This is a genomic window from Castellaniella sp. WN (assembly GCF_054457555.1).
In genome coordinates this window covers 2,933,269-2,953,595 of sequence record NZ_JBTKZC010000001.1, presented here as the reverse complement: position 1 = coordinate 2,953,595, position 20,327 = coordinate 2,933,269, and the positions used below count along the sequence as shown (strand labels likewise).

At 64.7% G+C, this 20,327-nt stretch carries 20 protein-coding genes; 5 read left to right on the top strand and 15 right to left on the bottom strand.

Going from position 1 to position 20,327, the window contains the following annotated elements; translation table 11 throughout:
- Positions 1–192: 192 nt before the first annotated feature.
- From ACTPOE_RS13885 to ACTPOE_RS13860, 6 genes are all read right to left on the bottom strand, one after another.
- Entirely contained in the window at positions 193–2,559 is a 2,367-nt protein-coding gene (locus ACTPOE_RS13885; protein WP_458872709.1) for a TOTE conflict system archaeo-eukaryotic primase domain-containing protein, read from the bottom strand.
- A gap of 10 nt (positions 2,560–2,569) precedes the next feature.
- Positions 2,570–3,715 carry a hypothetical protein gene (locus ACTPOE_RS13880; RefSeq protein ID WP_458872708.1) on the bottom strand — a complete coding sequence of 382 codons (1,146 nt, stop codon included), beginning with the start codon at positions 3,713–3,715 and terminating at the stop codon, positions 2,570–2,572.
- 173 nt (positions 3,716–3,888) lie between these two features.
- Entirely contained in the window at positions 3,889–4,116 is a 228-nt protein-coding gene (locus ACTPOE_RS13875; RefSeq protein WP_458872707.1) for a type II toxin-antitoxin system RelE/ParE family toxin, read from the bottom strand.
- Positions 4,117–4,124: 8 nt separating this feature from the next.
- Complete coding sequence (locus ACTPOE_RS13870) at positions 4,125–4,385, bottom strand: ribbon-helix-helix domain-containing protein (RefSeq protein WP_458872706.1); 261 nt, start codon at positions 4,383–4,385, stop codon at positions 4,125–4,127.
- 332 nt (positions 4,386–4,717) lie between these two features.
- The gene (locus ACTPOE_RS13865) at positions 4,718–5,014 is read right to left on the bottom strand and encodes an antibiotic biosynthesis monooxygenase family protein (RefSeq protein WP_458872705.1); all 297 of its coding nucleotides are present in this window, start codon (positions 5,012–5,014) and stop codon (positions 4,718–4,720) included.
- A gap of 56 nt (positions 5,015–5,070) precedes the next feature.
- The gene (locus ACTPOE_RS13860; RefSeq protein WP_458872704.1) at positions 5,071–6,180 is read right to left on the bottom strand and encodes an NAD(P)/FAD-dependent oxidoreductase; all 1,110 of its coding nucleotides are present in this window, start codon (positions 6,178–6,180) and stop codon (positions 5,071–5,073) included.
- A 171-nt stretch (positions 6,181–6,351) separates the two neighbouring features.
- Here ACTPOE_RS13860 and ACTPOE_RS13855 point away from each other — a divergent pair, with 171 nt between their 5' ends.
- Together ACTPOE_RS13855 and ACTPOE_RS13850 are read left to right on the top strand one after the other, a co-directional pair.
- On the top strand, positions 6,352–6,849 hold the full coding sequence (locus tag ACTPOE_RS13855) for a MarR family winged helix-turn-helix transcriptional regulator (protein WP_458872703.1): 498 nt from the start codon (positions 6,352–6,354) through the stop codon (positions 6,847–6,849).
- Between the two features lie 74 nt (positions 6,850–6,923).
- Positions 6,924–7,349 (top strand): organic hydroperoxide resistance protein, encoded by a 426-nt coding sequence (locus ACTPOE_RS13850; RefSeq protein ID WP_458872702.1) that lies wholly within the window; start codon positions 6,924–6,926, stop codon positions 7,347–7,349.
- Between the two features lie 163 nt (positions 7,350–7,512).
- On the opposite strand, the gene ACTPOE_RS13845 is transcribed toward ACTPOE_RS13850, so the two are convergent.
- Positions 7,513–7,797 (bottom strand): heavy-metal-associated domain-containing protein, encoded by a 285-nt coding sequence (locus tag ACTPOE_RS13845; protein ID WP_458872701.1) that lies wholly within the window; start codon positions 7,795–7,797, stop codon positions 7,513–7,515.
- A gap of 119 nt (positions 7,798–7,916) precedes the next feature.
- On the opposite strand from ACTPOE_RS13845, the gene dinB reads away from it, so the two are divergent.
- Positions 7,917–9,050, top strand: coding sequence for a DNA polymerase IV (gene dinB / locus ACTPOE_RS13840; RefSeq protein ID WP_458872700.1), 1,134 nt, complete (start codon positions 7,917–7,919; stop codon positions 9,048–9,050).
- 54 nt (positions 9,051–9,104) lie between these two features.
- Here the strand turns inward: dinB and ACTPOE_RS13835 are convergent, their stop codons facing one another.
- Entirely contained in the window at positions 9,105–9,977 is an 873-nt protein-coding gene (locus ACTPOE_RS13835) for an MOSC domain-containing protein (protein WP_458872699.1), read from the bottom strand.
- Positions 9,978–10,173: 196 nt separating this feature from the next.
- Between ACTPOE_RS13835 and ACTPOE_RS13830 the strand changes: the two genes are divergently transcribed.
- Together ACTPOE_RS13830 and ACTPOE_RS13825 are read left to right on the top strand one after the other, a co-directional pair.
- Positions 10,174–11,070: an EamA family transporter gene (locus tag ACTPOE_RS13830; RefSeq protein WP_458872698.1), complete on the top strand. Its 897-nt coding sequence runs from the start codon at positions 10,174–10,176 to the stop codon at positions 11,068–11,070.
- Between the two features lie 58 nt (positions 11,071–11,128).
- On the top strand, positions 11,129–12,319 hold the full coding sequence (locus ACTPOE_RS13825) for an acetylornithine transaminase (protein WP_458872697.1): 1,191 nt from the start codon (positions 11,129–11,131) through the stop codon (positions 12,317–12,319).
- A gap of 26 nt (positions 12,320–12,345) precedes the next feature.
- Here the strand turns inward: ACTPOE_RS13825 and ACTPOE_RS13820 are convergent, their stop codons facing one another.
- From ACTPOE_RS13820 to ACTPOE_RS13790, 7 genes are all read right to left on the bottom strand, one after another.
- Positions 12,346–12,978 carry a response regulator transcription factor gene (locus ACTPOE_RS13820; protein WP_458872696.1) on the bottom strand — a complete coding sequence of 211 codons (633 nt, stop codon included), beginning with the start codon at positions 12,976–12,978 and terminating at the stop codon, positions 12,346–12,348.
- The gene (locus ACTPOE_RS13815) at positions 12,975–14,048 is read right to left on the bottom strand and encodes a sensor histidine kinase (protein ID WP_458872695.1); all 1,074 of its coding nucleotides are present in this window, start codon (positions 14,046–14,048) and stop codon (positions 12,975–12,977) included. Before ACTPOE_RS13815 ends, ACTPOE_RS13820 begins: the two co-directional genes overlap by 4 nt.
- An 87-nt stretch (positions 14,049–14,135) precedes the next feature.
- Positions 14,136–14,864, bottom strand: a complete 729-nt coding sequence (locus tag ACTPOE_RS13810) for an MgtC/SapB family protein (RefSeq protein WP_458872694.1) — start codon at positions 14,862–14,864, stop codon at positions 14,136–14,138.
- Positions 14,865–14,907: 43 nt separating this feature from the next.
- On the bottom strand, positions 14,908–17,712 hold the full coding sequence (gene mgtA, locus ACTPOE_RS13805; RefSeq protein WP_458872693.1) for a magnesium-translocating P-type ATPase: 2,805 nt from the start codon (positions 17,710–17,712) through the stop codon (positions 14,908–14,910).
- 15 nt (positions 17,713–17,727) lie between these two features.
- Positions 17,728–18,048 carry a hypothetical protein gene (locus tag ACTPOE_RS13800; RefSeq protein WP_458872692.1) on the bottom strand — a complete coding sequence of 107 codons (321 nt, stop codon included), beginning with the start codon at positions 18,046–18,048 and terminating at the stop codon, positions 17,728–17,730.
- A gap of 467 nt (positions 18,049–18,515) precedes the next feature.
- The gene (locus tag ACTPOE_RS13795) at positions 18,516–19,097 is read right to left on the bottom strand and encodes a PIN domain-containing protein (RefSeq protein ID WP_458872691.1); all 582 of its coding nucleotides are present in this window, start codon (positions 19,095–19,097) and stop codon (positions 18,516–18,518) included.
- The gene (locus ACTPOE_RS13790; RefSeq protein WP_458872690.1) at positions 19,085–20,323 is read right to left on the bottom strand and encodes a TIGR03862 family flavoprotein; all 1,239 of its coding nucleotides are present in this window, start codon (positions 20,321–20,323) and stop codon (positions 19,085–19,087) included. The genes ACTPOE_RS13795 and ACTPOE_RS13790 overlap by 13 nt, the downstream gene beginning before the upstream one ends.
- Between the last annotated feature and the right edge of the window lie 4 nt (positions 20,324–20,327).

Below are 20,327 nucleotides of genomic sequence, written 5' to 3'. Positions count from 1 at the left end.
TAACTGTCGAACTCGGGCGGCCGTCATTGCCCCAGGTAAATTGTGATGATCGATGTCCATTCTTGCCCAAGTTCCCGGCTGATCTGATTGCCTCGGTCAGCGTGTTGGGGTTGGAATTTGATGGGCTCTTTTCGCCGCAAACAATCCGAACAGCGCATCCCCCGTATTTATTGCCAGAAACAAAAGCATGCGCTACGTTGGTAACCCCAAGTTCAACTCCCCCGTAGTAGCCATCCGATAACCCATCGCCTGGTAGCCACGCTGCCGCCTTTCCCACATGCGCAGCAGCGAAGGATGTCCGGCGTCGACAAAGTCGATGATGCGCACGTGCTGCTTGCCCGCCTGCTCTCGATGCAGACGGCCGGCATACTGTTGCAGCGTACCTTTCCATGAAATCGGCATTGCCAGTACCAGCGTGTCGAGCGGCGGGTGGTCGAAGCCTTCTCCCACCAATCTGCCACTGGCCAGCAACACACGAGGTACATCGACATCCAATACATTCAAGGCAGCGATCACGTTGGCGCGTTGTTTCTTCGACTGGCGGCCATGCAGCAGGAACAAGGGCTGGACACGCCCCACCAGCGCGGCATACAAGGCGTCAAGATGATCGGTCCGTTCGGACAAGGCCAGCACCTTGCCGCCCTGTGCAAAAGCCCCCGCGATCTCGTCGGCGATCTTGGTGGTACGGGTGACATCGCAGGAAAGCTGGCGGAATATGTCCTGGATGGCCGCTTCTTCGGGAAATGCGGTTCGCGCCGGCAGGTAGCGTGACACACACTCCAGCATCTGTGGCGCACCAGCCGGCTTGGCAGCGGTATGGCGGATCGGGCCACACTGCATGAACAGAATGGGTTGACGGCCATCGCGCCGGATCGGTGTGGCCGTCAACCCCAGTACGTAACGGGCGCGGACACGTTTGAGAATGGCCTCAAACGACACTGCCGAGAGGTGGTGGCATTCGTCGACGACGATGTGTCCGTAATTTTCCACAATGGGGTTGATTTCTCCCTGCCGATGTATGGACTGCATGACTGCGATGTCGATGCGGCCTGTCGGCTTGGACTTGCCGCCGCCAATCACTCCGACCATCTCCTTGCCACAACTCAGGAAAGTCTGCAGACGTTCCTGCCACTGCCTGAGCAGTTCCGTGCGATGCACCAGTACCAGCGTGTTGATGCCACGCCGGGCGATCAGCGCTGCGGCGGTGACGGTTTTTCCGAAGGCGGTTGGTGCACACAGGATGCCGGTATCGAAGCGGAGCATCGATCTGACGGCTTGCTCCTGGTCCTCCCGGAGTTGGCCTGCGAACTCAACAGCAAGGGCTTGGCCGCCGCAGCGCTCGTCCCGCAGTTCACAGCCGATAGCGTTCTCACGCAGTAGCTCGCGGACAGCATTGAAGCAGCCACGTGGCAGGGCGATATGGTGGGGGAAATTCTCGGCGCAACCAATCAGGCGAGGTTTGTTCCAGACCGGCAGACGCAGCGCCTGAGCCTGATGGAACTCAGGATTGGCGAAAGCAGCCAGACGGATGAGCCGGTTGGCCAATACCTGTGGGAGTGCGTCCTTCTCGATGTAGATGAGATTGGCCAGGGTCAACGTGAGCGAGACCGGCATCGCACCAACCAACCGTTGCCGGCTCCCTGCCGAATGCCTCCATGGCTCGTGCAGGTCTTTGTCGATAGCGAAGGTGACGTCCAGTGGATGAGAGCCGCCGGTGGCGTGAAGGATGACAGGCTCGATGTCGTGCGGCTCCATTGTCCGCAGCGAGGCAAGGAAGGCCCATTGATCGGGATGCGGTTGCAGGGCATCGTCCACGAAGACGCTTGCCCCTCGCTCTCGAGGGATCTTCTGCAGAGGCAGGGCAATCAGGTTGCCGAACCCACCCTTGGGCAGGGTGTCCTGGTTCGGGAACAGACGATCGTAGGAGCCCAGTGTCAATTGCCTCGTACGGGCGCAGGTGTGACTTATCAAAGCCGTTCCCAACCGGCGGGCATCACGGGCAGGGACACGGCCGGAAAAGAAGATCCAGGCATGGGCGCCGTTGCCAGAGCGCGAAATTTCCAGCGCTACCGGAACACCTAACTCACGGCAGGATTGAACGAAGGCTCGGGCATCATCACGCCAGTCCGATTCGTCGAAATCCACGGCAAGCAGATGGCAATCATCGCCTGACAGCAGTGGATAAAGGCCGATGGTATGGCGTCCCGCCAGGTGATCGAAAAGGACTTGATCGGTCAACGGCAACAGTTGCCGCTGCTGGCAGTCACCGCATTTGATGCGAGGCTTCTCGCAGACACCGGGACGCCACTCGTTCGCACATGCCGGCGAGTATCCGCTCTTGCCTGCCTTGCTGTCCCAGCGGACTGGATAGACGTCGGTGCGGCCCCGGAACAACCGACCAAAGAGCATGACTTTTCCGTCGGTGGTCAGCGATAAGGTTGCTGAAGGCTTGGGGATCGGCGCAGGCGCTTGCCAAGCGATGCCGTGCGCTTCGAGCAGAGCGACGAGGCGGGCGTTCTCGGCACGAAGGCGAGCGAGTTCGTCGTCGCGACCCATCATCGCTTGCGCTTTATCCTGACCACAAGCCCGCATCGGCCAGGCGACGCAGCAGGGCTGATCGCTTGGCGTGAGGGACAAGAAAGCGCCGCAATTGGCGTTCGAAAGCCTCCGGGCCAGCCACCAGCGCATAGCCCTCGGCCAGCACCTTCAACATATCGACCGTTTTTTCGTAGCCGGATGCACTTCCGCGGGATGCCTGTGTGTCCGCCTCGCGCCAGTATGTATCCGGCGTACTCATGATGCGGCGTAATTCGGCCTCGCGCTTTTGGCGACGTTCCGTCTCGCGCTTTGCATGCGCCTCGGCTTCGCGAGCCCGCCTACGCTCACCAGTCGATTGCGCCAGTTCGCGTAGTTCCACCACCTTGCGCTGGGGAGCCTCCGACGATGCCGGGCGTTGTGATTTGAGCCATGCCGCATAGTGCGACTTCACCTGGCGTTCTGCTTCCTGACCCCGACCCGTTGCGATTGCCTTGAGCACATCCTGCATATCCACGGTTTGCCAGGTTTCCATCCAGGTGGTTATTTGCAGTATTTCGTCGTGCGCTGGTGCCGCTGTAGCACTACCCATACTGGCGGCTTCCAGCAGATCCGGGTCGATCTCCAGGAATTCGATCAAAGCCTGCTGCGCTGGCGAAAGGTCTGCCAAACCACTCGGCACTTCCGGCTCCAGCGTGTCATCATTCAATTCATCACCAGCCGCCAGCCACCCCAGGTACAGCGGCCGCAAATCGCCACGCATCAACTCATCGCGCAGGGGAATCAACCTGCGCATCCAGCCACTGCCGTCGTCTTCCGCAAAGCGGTCATAATCTTCGCTTTCCTCCAGCGTCCAACTGAAAATCCAGTGTGCATCGGTGGAGTCAATTGACAGTACAGCCGAGCGAATAAAGGCATCCAGCTCGGCCTTGCGGAAAACGGCCTTCGGCAGTCGAAGCGACACATGGCAACTGCACCAATTGGCTGAATAGACAAAGGCATCGAAATAACGCTGCATCCAATCAGCAGGATCGGACTTGAGGTCGCCCCATTCGTAGTGATTGGCGAAACCGCTGGGGGTAATGACTGCCCGGGTAGAAACCGCACGCAGCTCGGCCATTTCGGTACCGGTCAAGGGTTTGTCGATCGCCGCGAACTCGTAGTACTGGTATTCACTCATGGTAAGGATGTCTTGTTGATTCTGTTCTCTGTCTTGCGTGATCGGCGTGCTTCAGTCCAGCCTCAGCGCAAGTCTCGGACTCAAAGACCAAAGTCCTCCCGCAAGCACCCAATCTGATGCATCTTTTCATGCAGGATGGTCACGATGCCGATGTCGCCGTTCGAGAGCCGACGCTAATAGACGAAATGCCGCTCATAACGGAAGAAATAGCCACCTATACCGAACTCCGCTGGAATGGCGCGAGATGCCGTCTGGTGTGTGGCAATACCCTCGAACGCCTCGAATAAACCCGTGATGTAGCGCTCGGCTTGTTGCGCGCCCCAACGCTCGTGCGTATAGCGATAAATACCGTCCAGCCGCCAGGACGCGGCTTCCTGAACACGTATCTGCGCCTTGACCATGACAGAAATCAGGCCCGGTTACGCGCGATGACGTCTGCTGCCGTCAAGGGCTTGTATGACGATTCCGGTGCCGCCCAAGCGTGGGTGAGTTCGGCCTTGAGCCGCTCGAACGCAGCTGCTTCCCTAGTTTCCTTGTCGCGACGAATCAGGTCGCGGACATACTCGCTGACGTTCTCGTAGTCGCCTTGCTCGCCAACATTTGCGGCAACGAATTCGCTCAAAGGGCCACTGAGGCGCACTGTCATGGTGGTGGTGTTGGCGCGGGGCATGATCAGTTCCTTACAGTCCTAATGTCTTCAATGTACTCAATAATGAATACATAGCCAAGCTTGTGGGTTGCAGGACCACGCGGATCATGCAACCTATAGCACGCCCATTTACACCCATTTCAGCAAGCCAGACAGCAAGCAATGATCCATGATGCGTCTTAGAGCACCATCAAGAGACACACATCAGCTTTGGGTCCAAGTACAGGTCCAAGCACGCCAAGAAAATCCAAAAATACTATTTATAATCAATAAGATATGTCTTAAAAAATCCTTCTGCATCGGGAAGAAGGATTCGCGGTGCCGGATGCCTGTCTCGCTGCGGCCGGCGGCGCTTATTCTTCCACCACCACCTCCGAATGCACCACCTCCGGCGCTTTCTCGAAATACCCGCCCACCAGCCCGCGCCAGGTCTGGAAATCGTCCGATTGACGGAAGTGGACCATGTGGTCGTCCAGGGTTTCCCAGTACACCATCAGCACGTATTGCTCGGGCTTTTCGATGATGTGGTGCAGTTCGACACGCTTGCAGCCGCGGGCGCGATGAAAGAGCGGCAGCGCCTGGCGGACGCCGGCCTCGAAGTCGGCCAGGGTGCCGGGTTTCACGGTGATGTGGGCCATTTCGCGGATCATGTCGGGTTCCTGTAGGTACGGGTTGAAGACGATGCCATGATTATGCACCGCGCCGGTCAGTGCATGCCCGGGCGTTGGATGACCTCGTCGGCGATCGCCAGGCAGGCGGTCAGGCCCGGGGATTCGATGCCGTACAGGTTGACCAGGCCGGGCACGCCGTGCGTGCGCACGTCCTGGATGACGAAGTCGGCGTCCTGCCCGGCGGGCACGGCCAGCTTGGGACGGATGCCGGCGTAGTCGGGGCGCAGGGCGCCGTCGCGCAGGTCGGGCCAGTAGCGGCGGATGGCGGCGTAGAAACCGTCGGCGCGGGCGGGATCCACGCTGTAGTCGATGGCGTCGACCCATTCGACATCGGGGCCGAAGCGGGCCTGCCCGCCCAGGTCCAGGGTCAGGTGCACGCCCAGGCCGCCGGGTTCGGGGACGGGGTAGATCAGGCGGGAAAACGGCGCCTTGCCCGACAGGGCGTAGTAGTTGCCCTTGGCGTAGCGGCCGGCGGGGATGCTGTCGGGCGGCAGGCCGTCGATGGCGGCAGCCATGGTCTGGGCGTGCAGGCCGGCGCAGTTGACGACGCGGCGGGCGACGAGCTCCATGGGCTCGTCGCCGCCGATGCGCAGCAGGATGCCGTCCGCCAGGACCTGGCCTGACAGGACGGGAGCCCGCAGAGCCAGCAGGCCGCCGGCGGATTCCAGGTCGCCCTGCAGGGCGAGCATCAGGCCGTGGCTGTCGATGATGCCGGTGGACGGCGATTCCAGCGCGGCCACGCAGCGCAGCGCGGGTTCGCGCGCCCGCGCCTGTGCTGCGTCCAGCAGGCGCAGGTCATGCACGCCGCTGGAGGCCGCCGCCGCGCCGATGCGTTCCAGGGCGCCGCGCTGTTCGTCGCGAGTGGCGACGATGAGCTTGCCGCGGCGCTCGTGGGCGACGCCGTGGGATGCGCAGTAGTCGTACAGGGCCTGGCGGCCCTGGACGCACAGCCGGGCCTTGAGCGAGCCGTGCGGGTAGTAGAGGCCCGCATGGATGACTTCGCTGTTGCGCGCGCTGGTGGCGGTGCCGATGGCGGTTTCGGCTTCGAGCGCCAGGGTCTCCAGTCCGGCCAGGGCGCAGGCACGTGCGACGGCCAGCCCGACGACGCCGGCGCCGATGACGACGCAGTCGACGCGATCCGTCATGGTGGTTTCCTTTCGAGTGTGTGGATGGCAGTGTATCGCCGCTTTTCCAGCGCCGGGGGCTTGGCCGGCTGCGGGTGACCGGTTTCCGCAGCTTCAATGGGTTCGGATTTTCCGAATTTTCCGATAAAAATATCGCTTGCGATTAAATCGCACGCTATATAAAATGAACCCATGAACCGGTCCGCCCCCTCTTCTTCCACCACGCCGCCCGCCAGCCTGATGCTGGACGCCCAGCTGTGTTTCGCGCTGTATTCGGCGCAGCTGGCGATGGGCAAGGTCTACCGGAAGCATCTGGTGGAGCTGGGCCTGACCTATCCGCAATACCTGGTGATGCTGGTGCTGTGGGAGGCTGACGGGACGACGGTCACGGCATTGGGCGAACGTCTGTACCTGGATTCGGCCACGCTGACGCCGCTGCTCAAGCGTCTGCAGGCCATGGGCCTGCTGCGCCGCGACCGAGCGGCCGACGACCAGCGCCAGGTGCGCGTGACGCTGACCCCGGCCGGACGCGATCTCCGGCACCGCGCCGGCGGCGTCCCCAAGGGCGTGCTGTGCGCCACGGGCTGCTCTCCCGATCATGCCCGGGTGCTGAAGGCCGAACTGGAAGAATTGCGCGCGCACCTGCTGGCCGCGTCCGCCACCCTCGAAAACCGCACGGCGCCGGACTGACCGGCCCGTTCACGGGACGCCGCCGATCGTGGTGCCGGCGGCGTTTCTGGAATCGCACCACAAGGAGTCCAAGCATGACAGTCGAAAACGTTCTCTACACGGCCCACGCCACGGCCACCGGCGGCCGCGAAGGCAGCGCCAAGTCGTCCGACGGCCGCCTGGCCATCAAGCTGTCCACGCCGAAGGAGCTGGGCGGGGCCGGCGGCGATGGCACCAATCCCGAACAGCTGTTCGCGGCGGGCTATTCGGCCTGCTTCCTCGGCGCGCTGAAGCTGGTCGCCGGCAAGGACGGCGTGAAGCTGCCCGACGCGACCGAGGTGTCCGGTTCCGTGGGCATCGGCCCCATCCCCACCGGTTTCGGCATCGCCGTGGAACTGAATATCTCCGCCCCGGGTGTGGATCGCGCCACGCTGGAAGGCCTGGTGCAGAAGGCGCACGTGGTGTGCCCCTATTCCGCCGCCACGCGCAACAATGTGGACGTGAAGCTGACGGTGCGGTAAATCCGGCGCCGTGGCGGCCGGCGAGCAACCGGCCGTCTTCGAATGCCGGCACGAGGTGTCCGCAAGGGACTTCTCAAATCAGGGTATCCCTCCACCTCGCGCCTCGCAAGGCGCCCGGATTCGACAGGCATGGAATAGCCCGCGGGCTATTCCATGCCCTGTCTCATCCCCCGCACCCGCCGCAGCAGTTGCCGTCTTCTCCGTGGACGGGCTTGAGGGCCTCGTAGCCGGCGTCCTGGACGGCGACCTGCAGGCGCTGGACGGAAACCTGGGCGGTGTCGAAGGTGATGGTGGCCTTTTCGTCGGCCAGGGAGATCGTGACCTGGGAGACGCCGGGCACGGCGGCCAGGGCGCGGTCCACCGTGTCGGCGCAGGACGGGCCGCGCAGGCCGACCAGGCGCAGGGTGGCGGTTTTCTGGGAAGAACGCTTCAGGGTTGCTGCTTCCATGGGGTCCTCGCGTACGGGGAAAGCCCTCAATGAGGGCAGGGTTATAGATTCATTTGAAATACATCTTCTAGGCCGGCTAGTATAGCAGGGCCGCCGCCTTTTCGTGCCGCGCCAGACACATGCCCGCCGCATCTCCCGCCCGCCGTATCGCGCATCTGGACATGGACGCGTTCTACGCGTCCGTGGAATTGCTGCGCCATCCCGGGCTGCGCGGGCAAGCGGTGGTGATCGGCGGGGGGGGCCAGCGGCCCGCGAACGGAGAATACGTCCGGTTGCGGGACTATGTCGGGCGCGGTGTGATCACGACGGCCACCTACGAGGCCCGAGCCCTGGGCGTGCATTCGGCCATGGGGATGATGAAGGCCGCGCGCCTGGCGCCCGACGCCGTGCTGCTGCCGGTGGATTTTCCTGCTTATCGCCATTATTCCCGGCTGTTCAAGGCCGCCGTGGCGGCGATCGCCCCTCGCATCGAGGATCGCGGCATCGACGAGATCTACATCGACCTGACCGATCTGCCGCAGGAATCCGCCGAGCTGGCCCGCGCCCTGAAGCGAGCGGTGCGCGAGGCCACGGGGCTGAGCTGTTCGATCGGCATCTCGCCGAACAAATTGCTGTCGAAGATCGCCTCGGACCTGGACAAGCCCGATGGCATCGCGCTGATCGGGCCGGGCGACCTGGAGCGGCGCATCTGGCCGCTGCCGGTGTCGAAGGTCAACGGCATCGGCCCCAAGGCCACGCGCAAGCTGCGGGATCTGGAGATCGAGACCGTCGGCCAACTGGCGCAGGCCGCGCCGGCGCTGTTACAGCGCCATTTCGGGCTCGGTACGGCGCAGTGGCTGCTGGATGTGTCGCACGGCATCGACGATCGTCCGGTGGTGACGCAGTCCGAGCCCAAGTCCCTCAGCCGGGAAACGACATTCGAGCGGGACCTGCACGTGCGCCGCGACCGGCCGCTGCTGTCGCGGATATTCCTCGACCTGTGCGAGCGCCTGGCGGAGGACCTGGCCCGCAAGGGCGTGCGCGGAGCGACAGTGGGCATCAAGTTGCGTTTCGATGATTTCCGAGTGGTGACCCGCGACCTGACGCTGGATGAGGCGGTCGGGGACGCCCGGGCCATCCATCGGGCCGCCGGGCAATGCCTGAAGCGGGTGCCGCTGGAGCGGCGGCTGAGGCTGCTGGGCGTGCGGGTCAGCAAGCTGGAGCCCGCGGGCGCCGGCGACCGGCCGCACCCGGTGCAACTGGACCTGTACTGACCGGCGGATGTTCCGGGACCGGGTGTTGCGTGACGGCGCCCGGCCGGGCCGGGATCAGAAATCGTATTCGGGCTCGATGGCGTCGCCCACCTGGAGCCAGGTCTCGCCGTCCGGCAGGGCGGCGACGGCGTTCATGCCGAACAGCACGCCTTGCTCGAACTGCCGGTGCCGCGCCAGGGTGCGGCCCGGTTCCGCCGCCGTGCCGCCCGTCAGCGGGTCCACGTTGGGGATGGGGCAGCGGGCGCAGGCCTTGACGAAGGCGAAACCGGCGTTGCCAGTGCGGAATCCCGCCAGGTGGTCTTCATCGTAGGGTTCCAGGCCCTGGAGCACGATGTTGGGGCGGAAGCGGATCATGTCGACCGGCGCGACGCCCTGGCCGTCCAACTGGCCGTTCAGCGCTTCCAGCGAGTGCCGGTTGGCCACCAGAAAGGGGAAGCCGTCGGCGAATGCGAAGGCGTGCCGGTCCACCGGCAGGAACGATTGCGGCCAGTCGGGGTGGGTCTGGATCCAGCGGGTGACGTGCGGCAGGCTGGCCAGGCGGTGCGCCCGGGGATGCAGATGCAGCAACCGGCAGGGTGCGCCGATGAACGCGCTCAGCCATGCGGCGGCCTCGTCGCCCTGGTCGGCGCCCAGGGTGGATGCGCCCCAGATGGCGACCGGCACGGGTTCGGCTTGCGCGGGTGGGGAAGGCACGAAGCAGTCGGTCTGGTCGGGCGCCCGCAGCCACAGGCCGTCCGTGGCGGGTTCCGGATGGATCAGCACCATGCGGGGGTGCTGGCGCTGGGTCATGAAGAGGCCCTGGGCGTCCACGATGACCCAGTGCCGGTCGAAGGCCAGGCCGGATCCGGTGACGCGGATGCGTTCGTGGGCGATGCCGGCGCAGGATTTGACCGGGTAGCTGTACAGGCTGTGGATGGCCAGGCGCATGGAAGTCTGCCGTGAGGGGGAAAGGAGGACATTCTAGAACGGGAACGCCGGTCCGCCGGCGCCCGCGGCGCCAGCCGCGGCACGGTTCCGTCGCCGCGCACGGCCCGGCCGCCCGTTCGTACAGGCCTGAAATGCCGTAGCATGCAGGATTCGCGCATCCTCGCGTTCCACACCAAGCTTTGAAGCGGGAGATTTCATGCCCTTGAAAGACATCCTGGCCGCCCTGGTCGTCATCGTGGTGTGGGGCGCCAATTTCGTCGTCATCAAGGTCGGCGTGGACGAGATCCCGCCGATGCTGCTGGGCGCCCTGCGCTTCCTGCTCGTGGCCTTCCCCGCGGTGTTCTTCGTGCCCCGGCCGGCCGTGCACTGGCGCTATGTCGCCGGCTACGGGGCGACCATCTGCCTGGGCCAGTTCATTTTCCTGTTCCTGGCGATCTACCTGGGCATGCCGGCCGGCCTGGCGTCCCTGGTGCTGCAGGCGCAGGCTTTCTTCACGGTGGCGATCGCCGCGCTGGTGCTGCGCGAGGCCATCCGCCCGCACCACGTCCTGGGCATCGGCCTGGCCGCCGCAGGACTGGCCCTGCTGGACCTGGGCGCGGGGGGCGAGACGGCGGTGCCGCTGGCCGGCTTCCTGCTGACCCTGGCGGCGGCCTTCAGCTGGGCGTCGGGCAACGTAGTGCTGAAATGCGCGGGCCCGGTGCGCATGCTGTCGATGGTGGTGTGGGGCGCCTTGCTGCCTCCCATCCCGTTCCTGCTGCTGTCGGTCATCTTCGAGGGGCCGGACCGGATCGTGGACAGCCTGGCCCATATCAGCTGGCGTGCGGCGGGGGCGGTAGCCTACCTGTCGGGGGTGGCGACGCTGATCGGCTACGTGCTGTGGGGGCGCCTGCTGGCCCGCCATCCGGTCGCCCGGATCGCGCCGCTCAGCCTGCTGATTCCTGTGGTGGGGCTGCTGTGCGCCGACTGGTTCCTGGGAGAACGTCTGGGCCTGTGGCAGTGGCTGGGGGGAGGTGTGGTGTTGATCGGACTGGCGGTCAATCTGTTTGGGGGGCGCTGGGCCGCGAAGGTTCGGGGAGCGTTGCGTCCGTCTTAGAATATCGGTTTGCGCGGCGCCGTGCCGCCGGGACTTTGTTTTTCAGGAATCTGCACTCATGTCGATCGATCGCGCCGGGCTGAACGCCCTGATGGAAATCACTTCGCGCCCGGAGCTGGTGTTCGTCCGGGGCCAGGGATCCTGGCTGGAAGACCACAACGGCAAGCGCTACCTGGATTTCATCCAGGGCTGGGCCGTGAACTGCCTGGGCCACAACCATCCGGCCATGATCGAGGCCTTGACGCGCCAGTCGCGGCTGTTGATCAACCCCTCTCCGGCCTTCTACAACCAGCCGTCCATCGACCTGGCCCGCCGCATCGTCGAGTCCTCGTGCTTCGACCGCGTGTTCTTCGCCAACAGCGGCGCCGAGGCCAACGAGGGTGCGATCAAGCTCGCCCGCAAGTGGGGCCAGCTGCATCGCAAGGGCGCCTACAAGATCATCACCTTCGATCACAGCTTCCATGGCCGTACCCTGGCCACCATGTCGGCCTCGGGCAAGGCCGGCTGGGACCGGAAGTTCGCGCCGCAGGTCGAGGGCTTTCCCAAGGCCGACCTGAATGACCTGGATTCGGTGCGCTCCCTGATCGACGACCAGACGGTCGCCGTGATGCTGGAGCCGGTCCAGGGCGAGGCGGGCGTGATCCCCGCGACGCGCGAATTCCTGCGGGGCCTGCGCGAGCTGACCCGCGAATGCGGCCTGCTGCTGATCGTGGACGAAGTCCAGAGCGGCATGGGCCGCACGGGGCGGCTGTACGCCTACCAGCATGCCGGCATCGAGCCCGACATCATGACGCTGGGCAAGGGCATCGGCGGCGGCGTGCCGCTGTCGGCGCTGTGCGCGCGCGAGGCCGTCTGCTGTTTCGAGCACGGCGACCAGGGCGGTACCTACAACGGCAATCCCTTGATGACGGCGGTGGGCGTGGCGATCTTCGATACGCTGGCGGCACCGGGCTTCCTGGACGAGGTCAACGCCCGGGGGCGGCAGCTGTCGGCCGGCCTGACGGCGCTGTCGGACAAGTGGGGCATGCGGGGCGAGCGCGGCCAGGGCCTGCTGCGCGCCCTGGTGATGGATCGCGACGATGGTCCGGCGCTGGTCCAGGCCGCGCGCGATCGCACGCCGGAAGGCCTGCTGCTGAACGCGCCGCGCGGCAACCTGCTGCGCTTCATGCCGGCCCTGAACGTCACGGCCGACGAAATCGACACCATGCTGGCCTGGCTGGACGAGCTGATCACAAAGGCGCGTGCCTGATCAAGTCAAGGATACTCTGAACAAGTTCAGAGTATCCCCAGCTTCTCAACGATTCTCACCCATTCCGCCAGCGAGCTTGCCTGCATCTTGCGCATGGCGTGTCCGCGGCGGACCTTGACGGTGATCTCGCTGATGTTCAACTGCGCTGCGATCTGCTTGTTCAACAAGCCCTGCACGACCAGGCGCGTGACGTCCTGCTCTCCAGCCGTGAGCGATGCCCACCTCGTTCGCAGTTCCGCCGCGCGCGCCGCGTGCCTGCGCCGCTCGCGATCCTTCTCGATGCCGTGATGGATCGCGTCGAGCAGGCTCTGGTCCCTGAAGGGCTTGGTCAGAAATTCGATCGCGCCGTTCTTCATCGCCTCGACGCCCATGGCGATGTCGCCGTGGCCTGTGATGAACACGACCGGGAGCCCAATTCCCAACTCGGCCATCTGCCGATGAAAATCCATGCCGCTCTGGCCGGGCATGCGCACATCCAACACCAGGCATCCCGGCGCGTCTTCGAGGCGGCGCGCCAGAAATTCCCGGGGTGATCCGAACGTCGAAACCCTCAGCCCGACCGAGGCGAGCAAGTCCTCGAGCGCGGCACGGACGGAGTCGTCGTCGTCTACGACGTAGACGACAGGATCGTCCTTCGCGGTCGCACGTGTTTGGGTCATGCACGCGTCCCCTGTGCCGCTGCGGGTACGGTGAATCGAAATACCGCCCCGCCCGCGGCCATCGACTCGGCCCCGATCTGGCCGCCATTGGCTTCGATGATGGCCCGGCTGATGCTCAGGCCGACGCCGATGCCTTCGGGCTTCGTGGTCCAGAAGGCCTCGAACAGGTGTCCGTGAACCCCCGCGGAAAAGCCTACGCCGGAATCAGCGATGGCCAGCGAAATCGTCCCGCCCTCGATACTCGAGGTGATCCGCATGACGTGCGTACGGGTCGAGACCGGGAGCATGGCCTCGATCGCATTCAGCACCAGGTTGCCGACCACTTGCTGGATCTGAACGCGATCGGCGAACGCGGGGGGCAGATCGGCGCGCAGATCCGTTTCAAGGATGATGCCGTTGCGATCGATCTCCGCCTGGGATTGCGCGATGACCTCCATGACCGCCTGGTTGAAATCGAAGGCGCTTTTATCCGGCGGCTCGCCCTGCGTGAGGCTGCGGACACGGGCGATGATGCTGCTCGCGCGACCGGCGTCGCCGAGGATGCGTTCGAGCGCCTGGCGAGCCTTGTCGAGATGCGGCGGTTCCTGCGCCAGCCAGCGTTGGCAGGCGTTGCCGCTTGCGACGATCGCGGCGAGCGGCTGGTTGATTTCGTGCGCGATGGAAGTAGTCAGCCCTTCCAGGCTCTTGACGCGCGCGATGCGCATCAACTGCGCCTGGGCGTCGTGCGCCGCCGTTCTTGCCGCTTCCATTTTCAGAATCAGGTAGGTGGTGATGATGATCGAGGCGATGCTGATGCCGGTATTGACCAGGCCCATGCGGAAGTGGCCATGCGGCGTCAGTGCGAAGCTCAGTGCCGTCAATCCGATGCAGACCGCGCTGAAAGCAATCAGCCATCGCCGGCGCAATAAACGGGATACCGCCAGAATCACGACCGTGTAAAAAACGGCTGCGGCAACTTCGTAGTTCGTTCTGGTATCCGCCACCAGAATCGCCGCCATGACGGTGCCGATGAGCGTGAGCTTCAGGGCGATACGAAATTGCGGCAAGGTGCGGATCAGAGACGGTGGCATGGCATGACCTGCGCAGGGATTCCTGATGGGAACGATGAACAGGATACAGGGTAGCGCATCGTCCCGCATGGGTAGCGCGCTGCCCTGTCAGCCTTCCTCTTTGGCGTTCCAGAAGGCTTGGCGGACTCCGGGCAGGTTTTCCACCGACGTCACGGCGGCTTCGAGTTCTTCGGGCTGGATGGCGGTGGCGTACAGCGTGATTTCGATTTCCACCTCGTTCTCTCCGAAGGGGGGGTCGTCCACCTGGCGTGCGGGATAGGTGGCCTGTTCCAGCATGTCCAGCACGGTTTCCCGCACGTCGGATTGATGTTCGCGCGCACACACCACGAAGACCATGTATGTCGCTTCGCTCGACGCTTCGTGGAAGGGGCGGCGATTGATCCGGTTCACGACGGGTCGCAATAGCGTGTTGCTCGCCAGCACGAACAAGGCGGCAAGCCCGGCTTCGCCCAACAGTCCGGCGCCGGCGCAGGCGCCGACCGCACCCGAGCCCCACAAGGTCGCGGCGGTGTTCAGCCCGGAAATGCTGGCACCTTCCTTCATGATGGCGCCGGCCCCCAGAAAGCCGATACCCGAGACGACATAGGCCACCACGTGGATAGTGCTCTGCGGCCCGCCATTGATCTCGAACAACCGCGCAGCCAGCGAGACGAAAATGGCTGCGCCGACGGCGACGAGGGTGTTGGTCCGCAGCCCGGCGGTGCGCTGGCGCAGTTGCCGTTCGATCCCGATCAGTGAGCCCAGCAGGAAGGCGGCCGCCAGGTTCACAAACATCGTCGCCAGCGCGCCGAGGCTGCTGAAGTGAATGGCGTTCATCAAGAGTCCGTTCTCGTTCATCGATTGCTCGGCCAGCCCGGCATCACTGCCAGCCGAACCTGCGGATGTAGAACCTCTTCATGACGGTTGTGAGAGCCGCATAGCTCAGCAGGATGCCGGCCAGCCACGGGAAGTAGCTCAACGGCAAGGCCTGGAGGTTGAAGTAGCCCGCCATGGGACTCATCGGCAGCATGATGCCGATGGTCATGATGATGATCGTCATGACCATCAGCGGCCAGGCGGCGCGGCTTTCGATGAAGGGTATTTTGGGCGTGCGGATCATGTGCACGATCAAAGTCTGCGTCAGCAGGCCGACAACGAACCAGCCCGACTGGAACAGCGACTGATCTTCCACGGTGTTGGCGCCGAAGACGAACCACATGAGCACATAGGTGGAGATGTCGAAGATCGAGCTGATCGGGCCGAAGAAGATCATGAAGCGGCCGATGTCGTCGGGCTGCCATCGCAGCGGCTTCTTCACCAGTTCCTTATCGACGTTGTCGAACGGGATGGCGATCTGCGAGATGTCGTACAGCAGGTTCTGCGTCAACAGTTGCAGCGGCAGCATCGGCAGGAACGGCAGGAAAGCACTGCCGACCAGGACCGAGAACACATTGCCGAAGTTCGAGCTGGCGGTCATGCGAATGTACTTGAGCATGTTGCTGAAGGTCCGGCGGCCTTCCACCACGCCTTCTTCCAGTACCATCAGGCTCTTTTCGAGCAGGATGATGTCGGCGGCTTCCTTGGCGATGTCCACGCCCGAATCCACCGAAATCCCGATGTCCGCCGCGCGTAGCGCCGGGGCGTCATTGATGCCGTCGCCCATGAAGCCGACCACGTGGCCGTTAGCGCGCAGGGCGCGCACGATGCGCTCCTTGTCCTGCGGCGTCAGGCGCGCGAATATCCGATGCTGTTCCACGGCCTGGGACAGGGCGGCTTCGTCCATGCGCTCGACCTGCGGGCCGAGCAGCACGTGATCATGTTCCAGCCCGACGCGCCCACACACATGCAGGGCGATGAGTTCGCTGTCGCCGGTCAGCACCTTGACCTGCACGCCGTGTTCGGCCAGCGCGCGCAGCGCCGGCGCGGTGGATTCTTTCGGGGGGTCGAGGAAGGCGATGTAGCCGATCAGGGTCAGTCCGGATTCGTCGACCACCGAGTAGGCCGTTTGCGTGGCCGGCAGGTGTTTCACCGCCACGGCGACCACGCGCAGTCCTTGCTCGTTGAGTTCGCGCGTGACGGAGCGCACGCGCTCCAGCAGGGATGCGTCGAGTACCTCGTCGCGCACGCCCTCGGCGGTCTGGACACGGATACGGTTGCAGGTCGAGAGGATTTCCTCGACCGCGCCCTTGCAGATCAGCTCGTGGTGGTCTTCGCGCTCGGACACGACGACCGACATGCGCCGACGCTCGAAGTCGAAGGGGATTTCATCGACCTTGCGGTAGTCCTGTACCACTCGCAATTCCTGGCGCAGTTCCACATGATCGAGCACCGCGTGATCGAGCAGGTTTTTCAGGCCGGTCTGGTAGTGGCTGTTGAGGTAGGCGTATTCCAGCACTTCGTCGGACGGGTTGCCGAAAACGTCGGTATGCCGCTCCAGTGCGATTTTGTCCTGCGTCAGAGTGCCGGTCTTGTCTGTGCACAGCACGTCCATGGCGCCGAAGTTCTGGATCGCGTCCAGGCGCTTGACGATGACTTTCTTGCGCGACATGATGACCGCGCCCTTGGCCAGGGTGGACGTGACGATCATCGGCAGCATTTCAGGCGTCAGCCCCACGGCTACCGACAGCGCGAACAGAAAGGCCTCCATCCAGTCGCCTTTGGTGAAGCCGTTGATCAGCAGCACGATGGGCACCATGGCCAGCGCGAAGCGGATCAGCAGCCAGCTCACGCTGTTGACGCCGGCCTGGAACGCCGTTGGCGCACGGTCCGAGGCGGTGATGCGCGACGACAGCGCACCGAAATAGGTGCGGCTGCCGGTGGCGATGACCAGCGCCGTGGCCGAGCCCGAAATCACGTTGGTGCCCATGAAGACCAGGTTGGGCGCTTCGAATACCGTCTCGAACGGCCGCGCGATGCCGGAGAATTTTTCCACCGGCAGCGATTCGCCCGTCAATGCGGCCTGTGAGACGAATAAATCCTTGGTCGCCAGCAGCCGGCAGTCGGCCGGAATCATGTCGCCGGCGGACAGATGGATGTGGTCGCCGGGGACCAGGTCGCGGATCGGCACTTCAGCGCGTGTCTCGGCCCGCTGCCGATGCATGTTCACGCCGCAAGGCTTTTCGCCGATCCCGGCGGTTTCCGCGCCGATGGACTGGCGCCGGAGCACAGTCGCGGTGTTGCTCACCATGTCCTTGAGCCGTTCGGCGGCGCGGTTGGAGCGCCCTTCCTGCACGAAGCGCAGCAGGGTGCTCAGGATCACCATTGTGGTAATGATGGCAGCGGCTTCCGTATCGTCGCTCAGAAGGGAGATGATGGCCAGAGTCGTGAGCAGCAGATTGAAGGGGTTCTTGTAGCAGTACCACAGGTGCAGCCACCCCGGCAGCGGCTTCTCATGCTCCACTTCGTTCGGACCCACGCGGTTGCGACGATCTTCCGCTTCGGCCTGGGTCAGGCCGTCCTCGTGCGAGGACATGCGCGCGATCGCGGCCGCGCTGTCGTCGGCCGCGATGCGGCGCATGTCGCGGGAAACGTTGCCGGAAACGCCGCCGGAAACGGACCGGCCTTCCCCCTCGCTCGAATTGCGCAGGGTTTCCAGAATGGCCTGGCGTTTGAATTGGCGGCTGGTATGCCGCCGGGCCAGAAATCCACTGAAGAGGTTCTTCAGCCTGCGATCAAGGGTGCTCATTGGATGGTTCTCCTGTTACCGGGGCAGGAATAGAGACGACAATGTCGCCGCGGGACGTGCGCAAGCCGGGTCGAGTGCGTGCCGGCTCCCTGTTTCCTGCAGGCGCAGGCGCGCGGCGCGGGACAGACGGTTCAGGACGGGGGCGCGATCCGATGCGAGCAGCATCGACAGCGCATCGGCGATGACGCGGCCGGAAAGGTCGGCAAGTGCGTGGGCGAAGGCTTGTTCGCCATGAGAGGCCAGCAGGGCGCGCAGAGCGGCGGGGTGATGCGTGGCGACGGCGGCGCGCAATGCGCGCAGTAAGGCGTCGTTGGGACGGGTGTGGCGAAACAGCATGAGATCCTCCTGGCGCGCGGCCACGGAGGCGTCTCACGCGCTCAGGCGAGTGAGGACCTCGGAGCCGATGCCCGCGTCATTGCGTTCAAGGATTGATTGGGTCGGTTGTGGGGCGCGCATAAGCGCATGCTCGGGTCGGGGTCCATACGTTTCCTCCTGCTGATACTGCGCGTGACGTCGTCGAACGCATCGGATTGACGACAGGACGCATTTTCCCATCGGCCGTTTGCCGTTGCCAGCAGGCATTGGGATCGCCGTGTTATACCAAGGTATATCTTGGTCTTGGGAACCTCCGAACAAGTCCTCGCGCCGCGCGCATCCGCGGATTCGGGCGATCCGCGGGGACTGCAATGTGTCCGGACTCATCCTCGCGATAGCACCGGCTATCGCTGCGGTTCGCGCCCTGCATCCCGTCCCGATCCGCGGCGCCCGCTTTCCGCTCGACTTGTTCAGAGGTTCCCTTGGGGTCAGGCCGACAGCAGACGGTTCAGCAGAAGCAGGCGTTCGCGGCCCAGCCGTTCACGCATGGGCAGGCGGGGGCGGTGTGGGGGCGGATCGGCGGCATCGAGTTCGGCGATCACCCGGCGGATCTGCGTTTCGTGCGCCGGCCACCAGGCCGCCAGCTTGCGATCCGGCGTCAGCGCGGACAGGCCCAGGCGGCGGAGTTCGGAGCGGTTGAAGTCTTTCAGGTTCAGCGTCAGGATTTCCACCGGACTGCCAGGATGCCGTTCGTGCATTTCCCGGGCGACGGCAATGACGTGCCAGTCCTTGGGATCGCTGTAGCGCAGCCCCTGTTTGTATTGATCGACCTCATGCGCCATGGCGTCGGGAAAGGCGGACCGCATGGCGTCCCAGTCCGCTTGCAGACTTTCCGCGGGGATGTCCCACAGGCGCCGGGCATTGCGCATCCATTCGTCGCCGATGCGTTCGCTCCAGGCGGGCTGAAAGACATTGCACGCACCCAGTGCCAGCATCAGGCGGCGTTGCAGGCCGGACATCATGACGCAGGCGTCGAGCACCAGGATGGCGGGCGGCGTCAATTCAGCCAAGCCAGCGCGCCCTTGGCCGCGGCGCGGCCTCCGGCAAGGCAGGCGGTCAGCAGATAGCCGCCGGTGGGCGCGTCCCAGTCCAGCATTTCGCCCGCGCAGAAGACGCCGGGCAGGGCGCGCAGCATCAGCCGTTCGTCCATCGCTTGCGGGCGGACGCCGCCTGCCGTGCTGATGGCTTCGTCCATGGGACGCATGCCGGTCAGCCGCACGGGCAGCTGCTTGATCGCCGCCGCCAGCCGGGCGGGATCGGCGTAGTCATCCTTGCCCAGGCATTCCCGCAGCAAGCCAGCCTTGGCCCCGTGCAGGTTCAGGCGCGAGCGCAGGTGGCTGGACAAGGACTTGGCGCCGCGCGGATACATGACTTGCCCGGCCACCCAGGCGGCATCGCGGTCGGGCAGCAGGTCGATGGTCAGCACGGCCTCGCCGGTCCGGTCCAGCGCCTGACGCAAGCCCGAGGACAAGGCGTAGACCAGCCCGCCTTCCAGGCCGTCCCGGGTCAACATGATTTCGCCGCGCCGCCAGGGGGTGTTTGTGTCGATGTCTGGCGGGGGCGTTTCGAGTACACAGGCCGCGACCGATTTCAGGGGTTCGCCCGCGTAGCGTTCCTGGAAATGCGCGCTCCAATCCGCTTGAAATCCGCAGTTGGCGGGCCGCAGCGGCGCGACGCCCACGCCTTTTTCCGCCAGCATGGGCACCCATGCGCCATCCGATCCCAAGCGGGACCAACTGCCGCCACCCAAGGCCAGGATGACGGCACCCACCTGGGCGTGCGTTTCGCCCGCTGGCGTGGAGAAGCGCAATCGGCCGGATTCATCCCACCCCGTCCAGCGATGGCGGGCGTGGATGCGCACGCCTTGTCCGCGCAGGCGATGCAGCCAGGCGCGCAGCAGCGGCGCGGCTTTCATCTCGGCGGGAAAGACCCGCCCCGAAGTGCCGACGAACGTGTCCACCTCCAGGCCATGCGCCCAGTCGCGCAGGGCTTGCGGGCCGAAATCGGCCAGCCAGGGAGCCACCCAGGGCGCATGTTCGCGGTAGCGCGACAAAAATGCGGGCAGGGGTTCGCCATGGGTCAGATTGAGCCCGCCGCGCCCGGCCAGCAGGAACTTGCGGCCCACCGAGGGCATGGCGTCGTAGAGATCGACGCATGCGCCCGCCGCTGCCAGTGTTTCAGCAGCCATCAGCCCGGCCGGGCCGCCGCCGATCACGGCAATCGAATTCGATTGCAAAGGA

What these genes read in the sequence shown, in the direction of transcription:
- ACTPOE_RS13885 (WP_458872709.1), bottom strand. Translation starts at nt 2,559, where the DNA reads ATGATGGGTCGCGACGACGAACTCGCTCGCCTTCGTGCCGAGAACGCC.
- ACTPOE_RS13880 (WP_458872708.1), bottom strand. Translation starts at nt 3,715, where the DNA reads ATGAGTGAATACCAGTACTACGAGTTCGCGGCGATCGACAAACCCTTG.
- ACTPOE_RS13875 (WP_458872707.1), bottom strand. Translation starts at nt 4,116, where the DNA reads ATGGTCAAGGCGCAGATACGTGTTCAGGAAGCCGCGTCCTGGCGGCTG.
- ACTPOE_RS13870 (WP_458872706.1), bottom strand. Translation starts at nt 4,385, where the DNA reads ATGCCCCGCGCCAACACCACCACCATGACAGTGCGCCTCAGTGGCCCT.
- ACTPOE_RS13865 (WP_458872705.1), bottom strand. Translation starts at nt 5,014, where the DNA reads ATGATCCGCGAAATGGCCCACATCACCGTGAAACCCGGCACCCTGGCC.
- ACTPOE_RS13860 (WP_458872704.1), bottom strand. Translation starts at nt 6,180, where the DNA reads ATGACGGATCGCGTCGACTGCGTCGTCATCGGCGCCGGCGTCGTCGGG.
- ACTPOE_RS13855 (WP_458872703.1), top strand. Translation starts at nt 6,352, where the DNA reads ATGAACCGGTCCGCCCCCTCTTCTTCCACCACGCCGCCCGCCAGCCTG.
- ACTPOE_RS13850 (WP_458872702.1), top strand. Translation starts at nt 6,924, where the DNA reads ATGACAGTCGAAAACGTTCTCTACACGGCCCACGCCACGGCCACCGGC.
- ACTPOE_RS13845 (WP_458872701.1), bottom strand. Translation starts at nt 7,797, where the DNA reads ATGGAAGCAGCAACCCTGAAGCGTTCTTCCCAGAAAACCGCCACCCTG.
- dinB (WP_458872700.1), top strand. Translation starts at nt 7,917, where the DNA reads ATGCCCGCCGCATCTCCCGCCCGCCGTATCGCGCATCTGGACATGGAC.
- ACTPOE_RS13835 (WP_458872699.1), bottom strand. Translation starts at nt 9,977, where the DNA reads ATGCGCCTGGCCATCCACAGCCTGTACAGCTACCCGGTCAAATCCTGC.
- ACTPOE_RS13830 (WP_458872698.1), top strand. Translation starts at nt 10,174, where the DNA reads ATGCCCTTGAAAGACATCCTGGCCGCCCTGGTCGTCATCGTGGTGTGG.
- ACTPOE_RS13825 (WP_458872697.1), top strand. Translation starts at nt 11,129, where the DNA reads ATGTCGATCGATCGCGCCGGGCTGAACGCCCTGATGGAAATCACTTCG.
- ACTPOE_RS13820 (WP_458872696.1), bottom strand. Translation starts at nt 12,978, where the DNA reads ATGACCCAAACACGTGCGACCGCGAAGGACGATCCTGTCGTCTACGTC.
- ACTPOE_RS13815 (WP_458872695.1), bottom strand. Translation starts at nt 14,048, where the DNA reads ATGCCACCGTCTCTGATCCGCACCTTGCCGCAATTTCGTATCGCCCTG.
- ACTPOE_RS13810 (WP_458872694.1), bottom strand. Translation starts at nt 14,864, where the DNA reads ATGAACGCCATTCACTTCAGCAGCCTCGGCGCGCTGGCGACGATGTTT.
- mgtA (WP_458872693.1), bottom strand. Translation starts at nt 17,712, where the DNA reads ATGAGCACCCTTGATCGCAGGCTGAAGAACCTCTTCAGTGGATTTCTG.
- ACTPOE_RS13800 (WP_458872692.1), bottom strand. Translation starts at nt 18,048, where the DNA reads ATGCTGTTTCGCCACACCCGTCCCAACGACGCCTTACTGCGCGCATTG.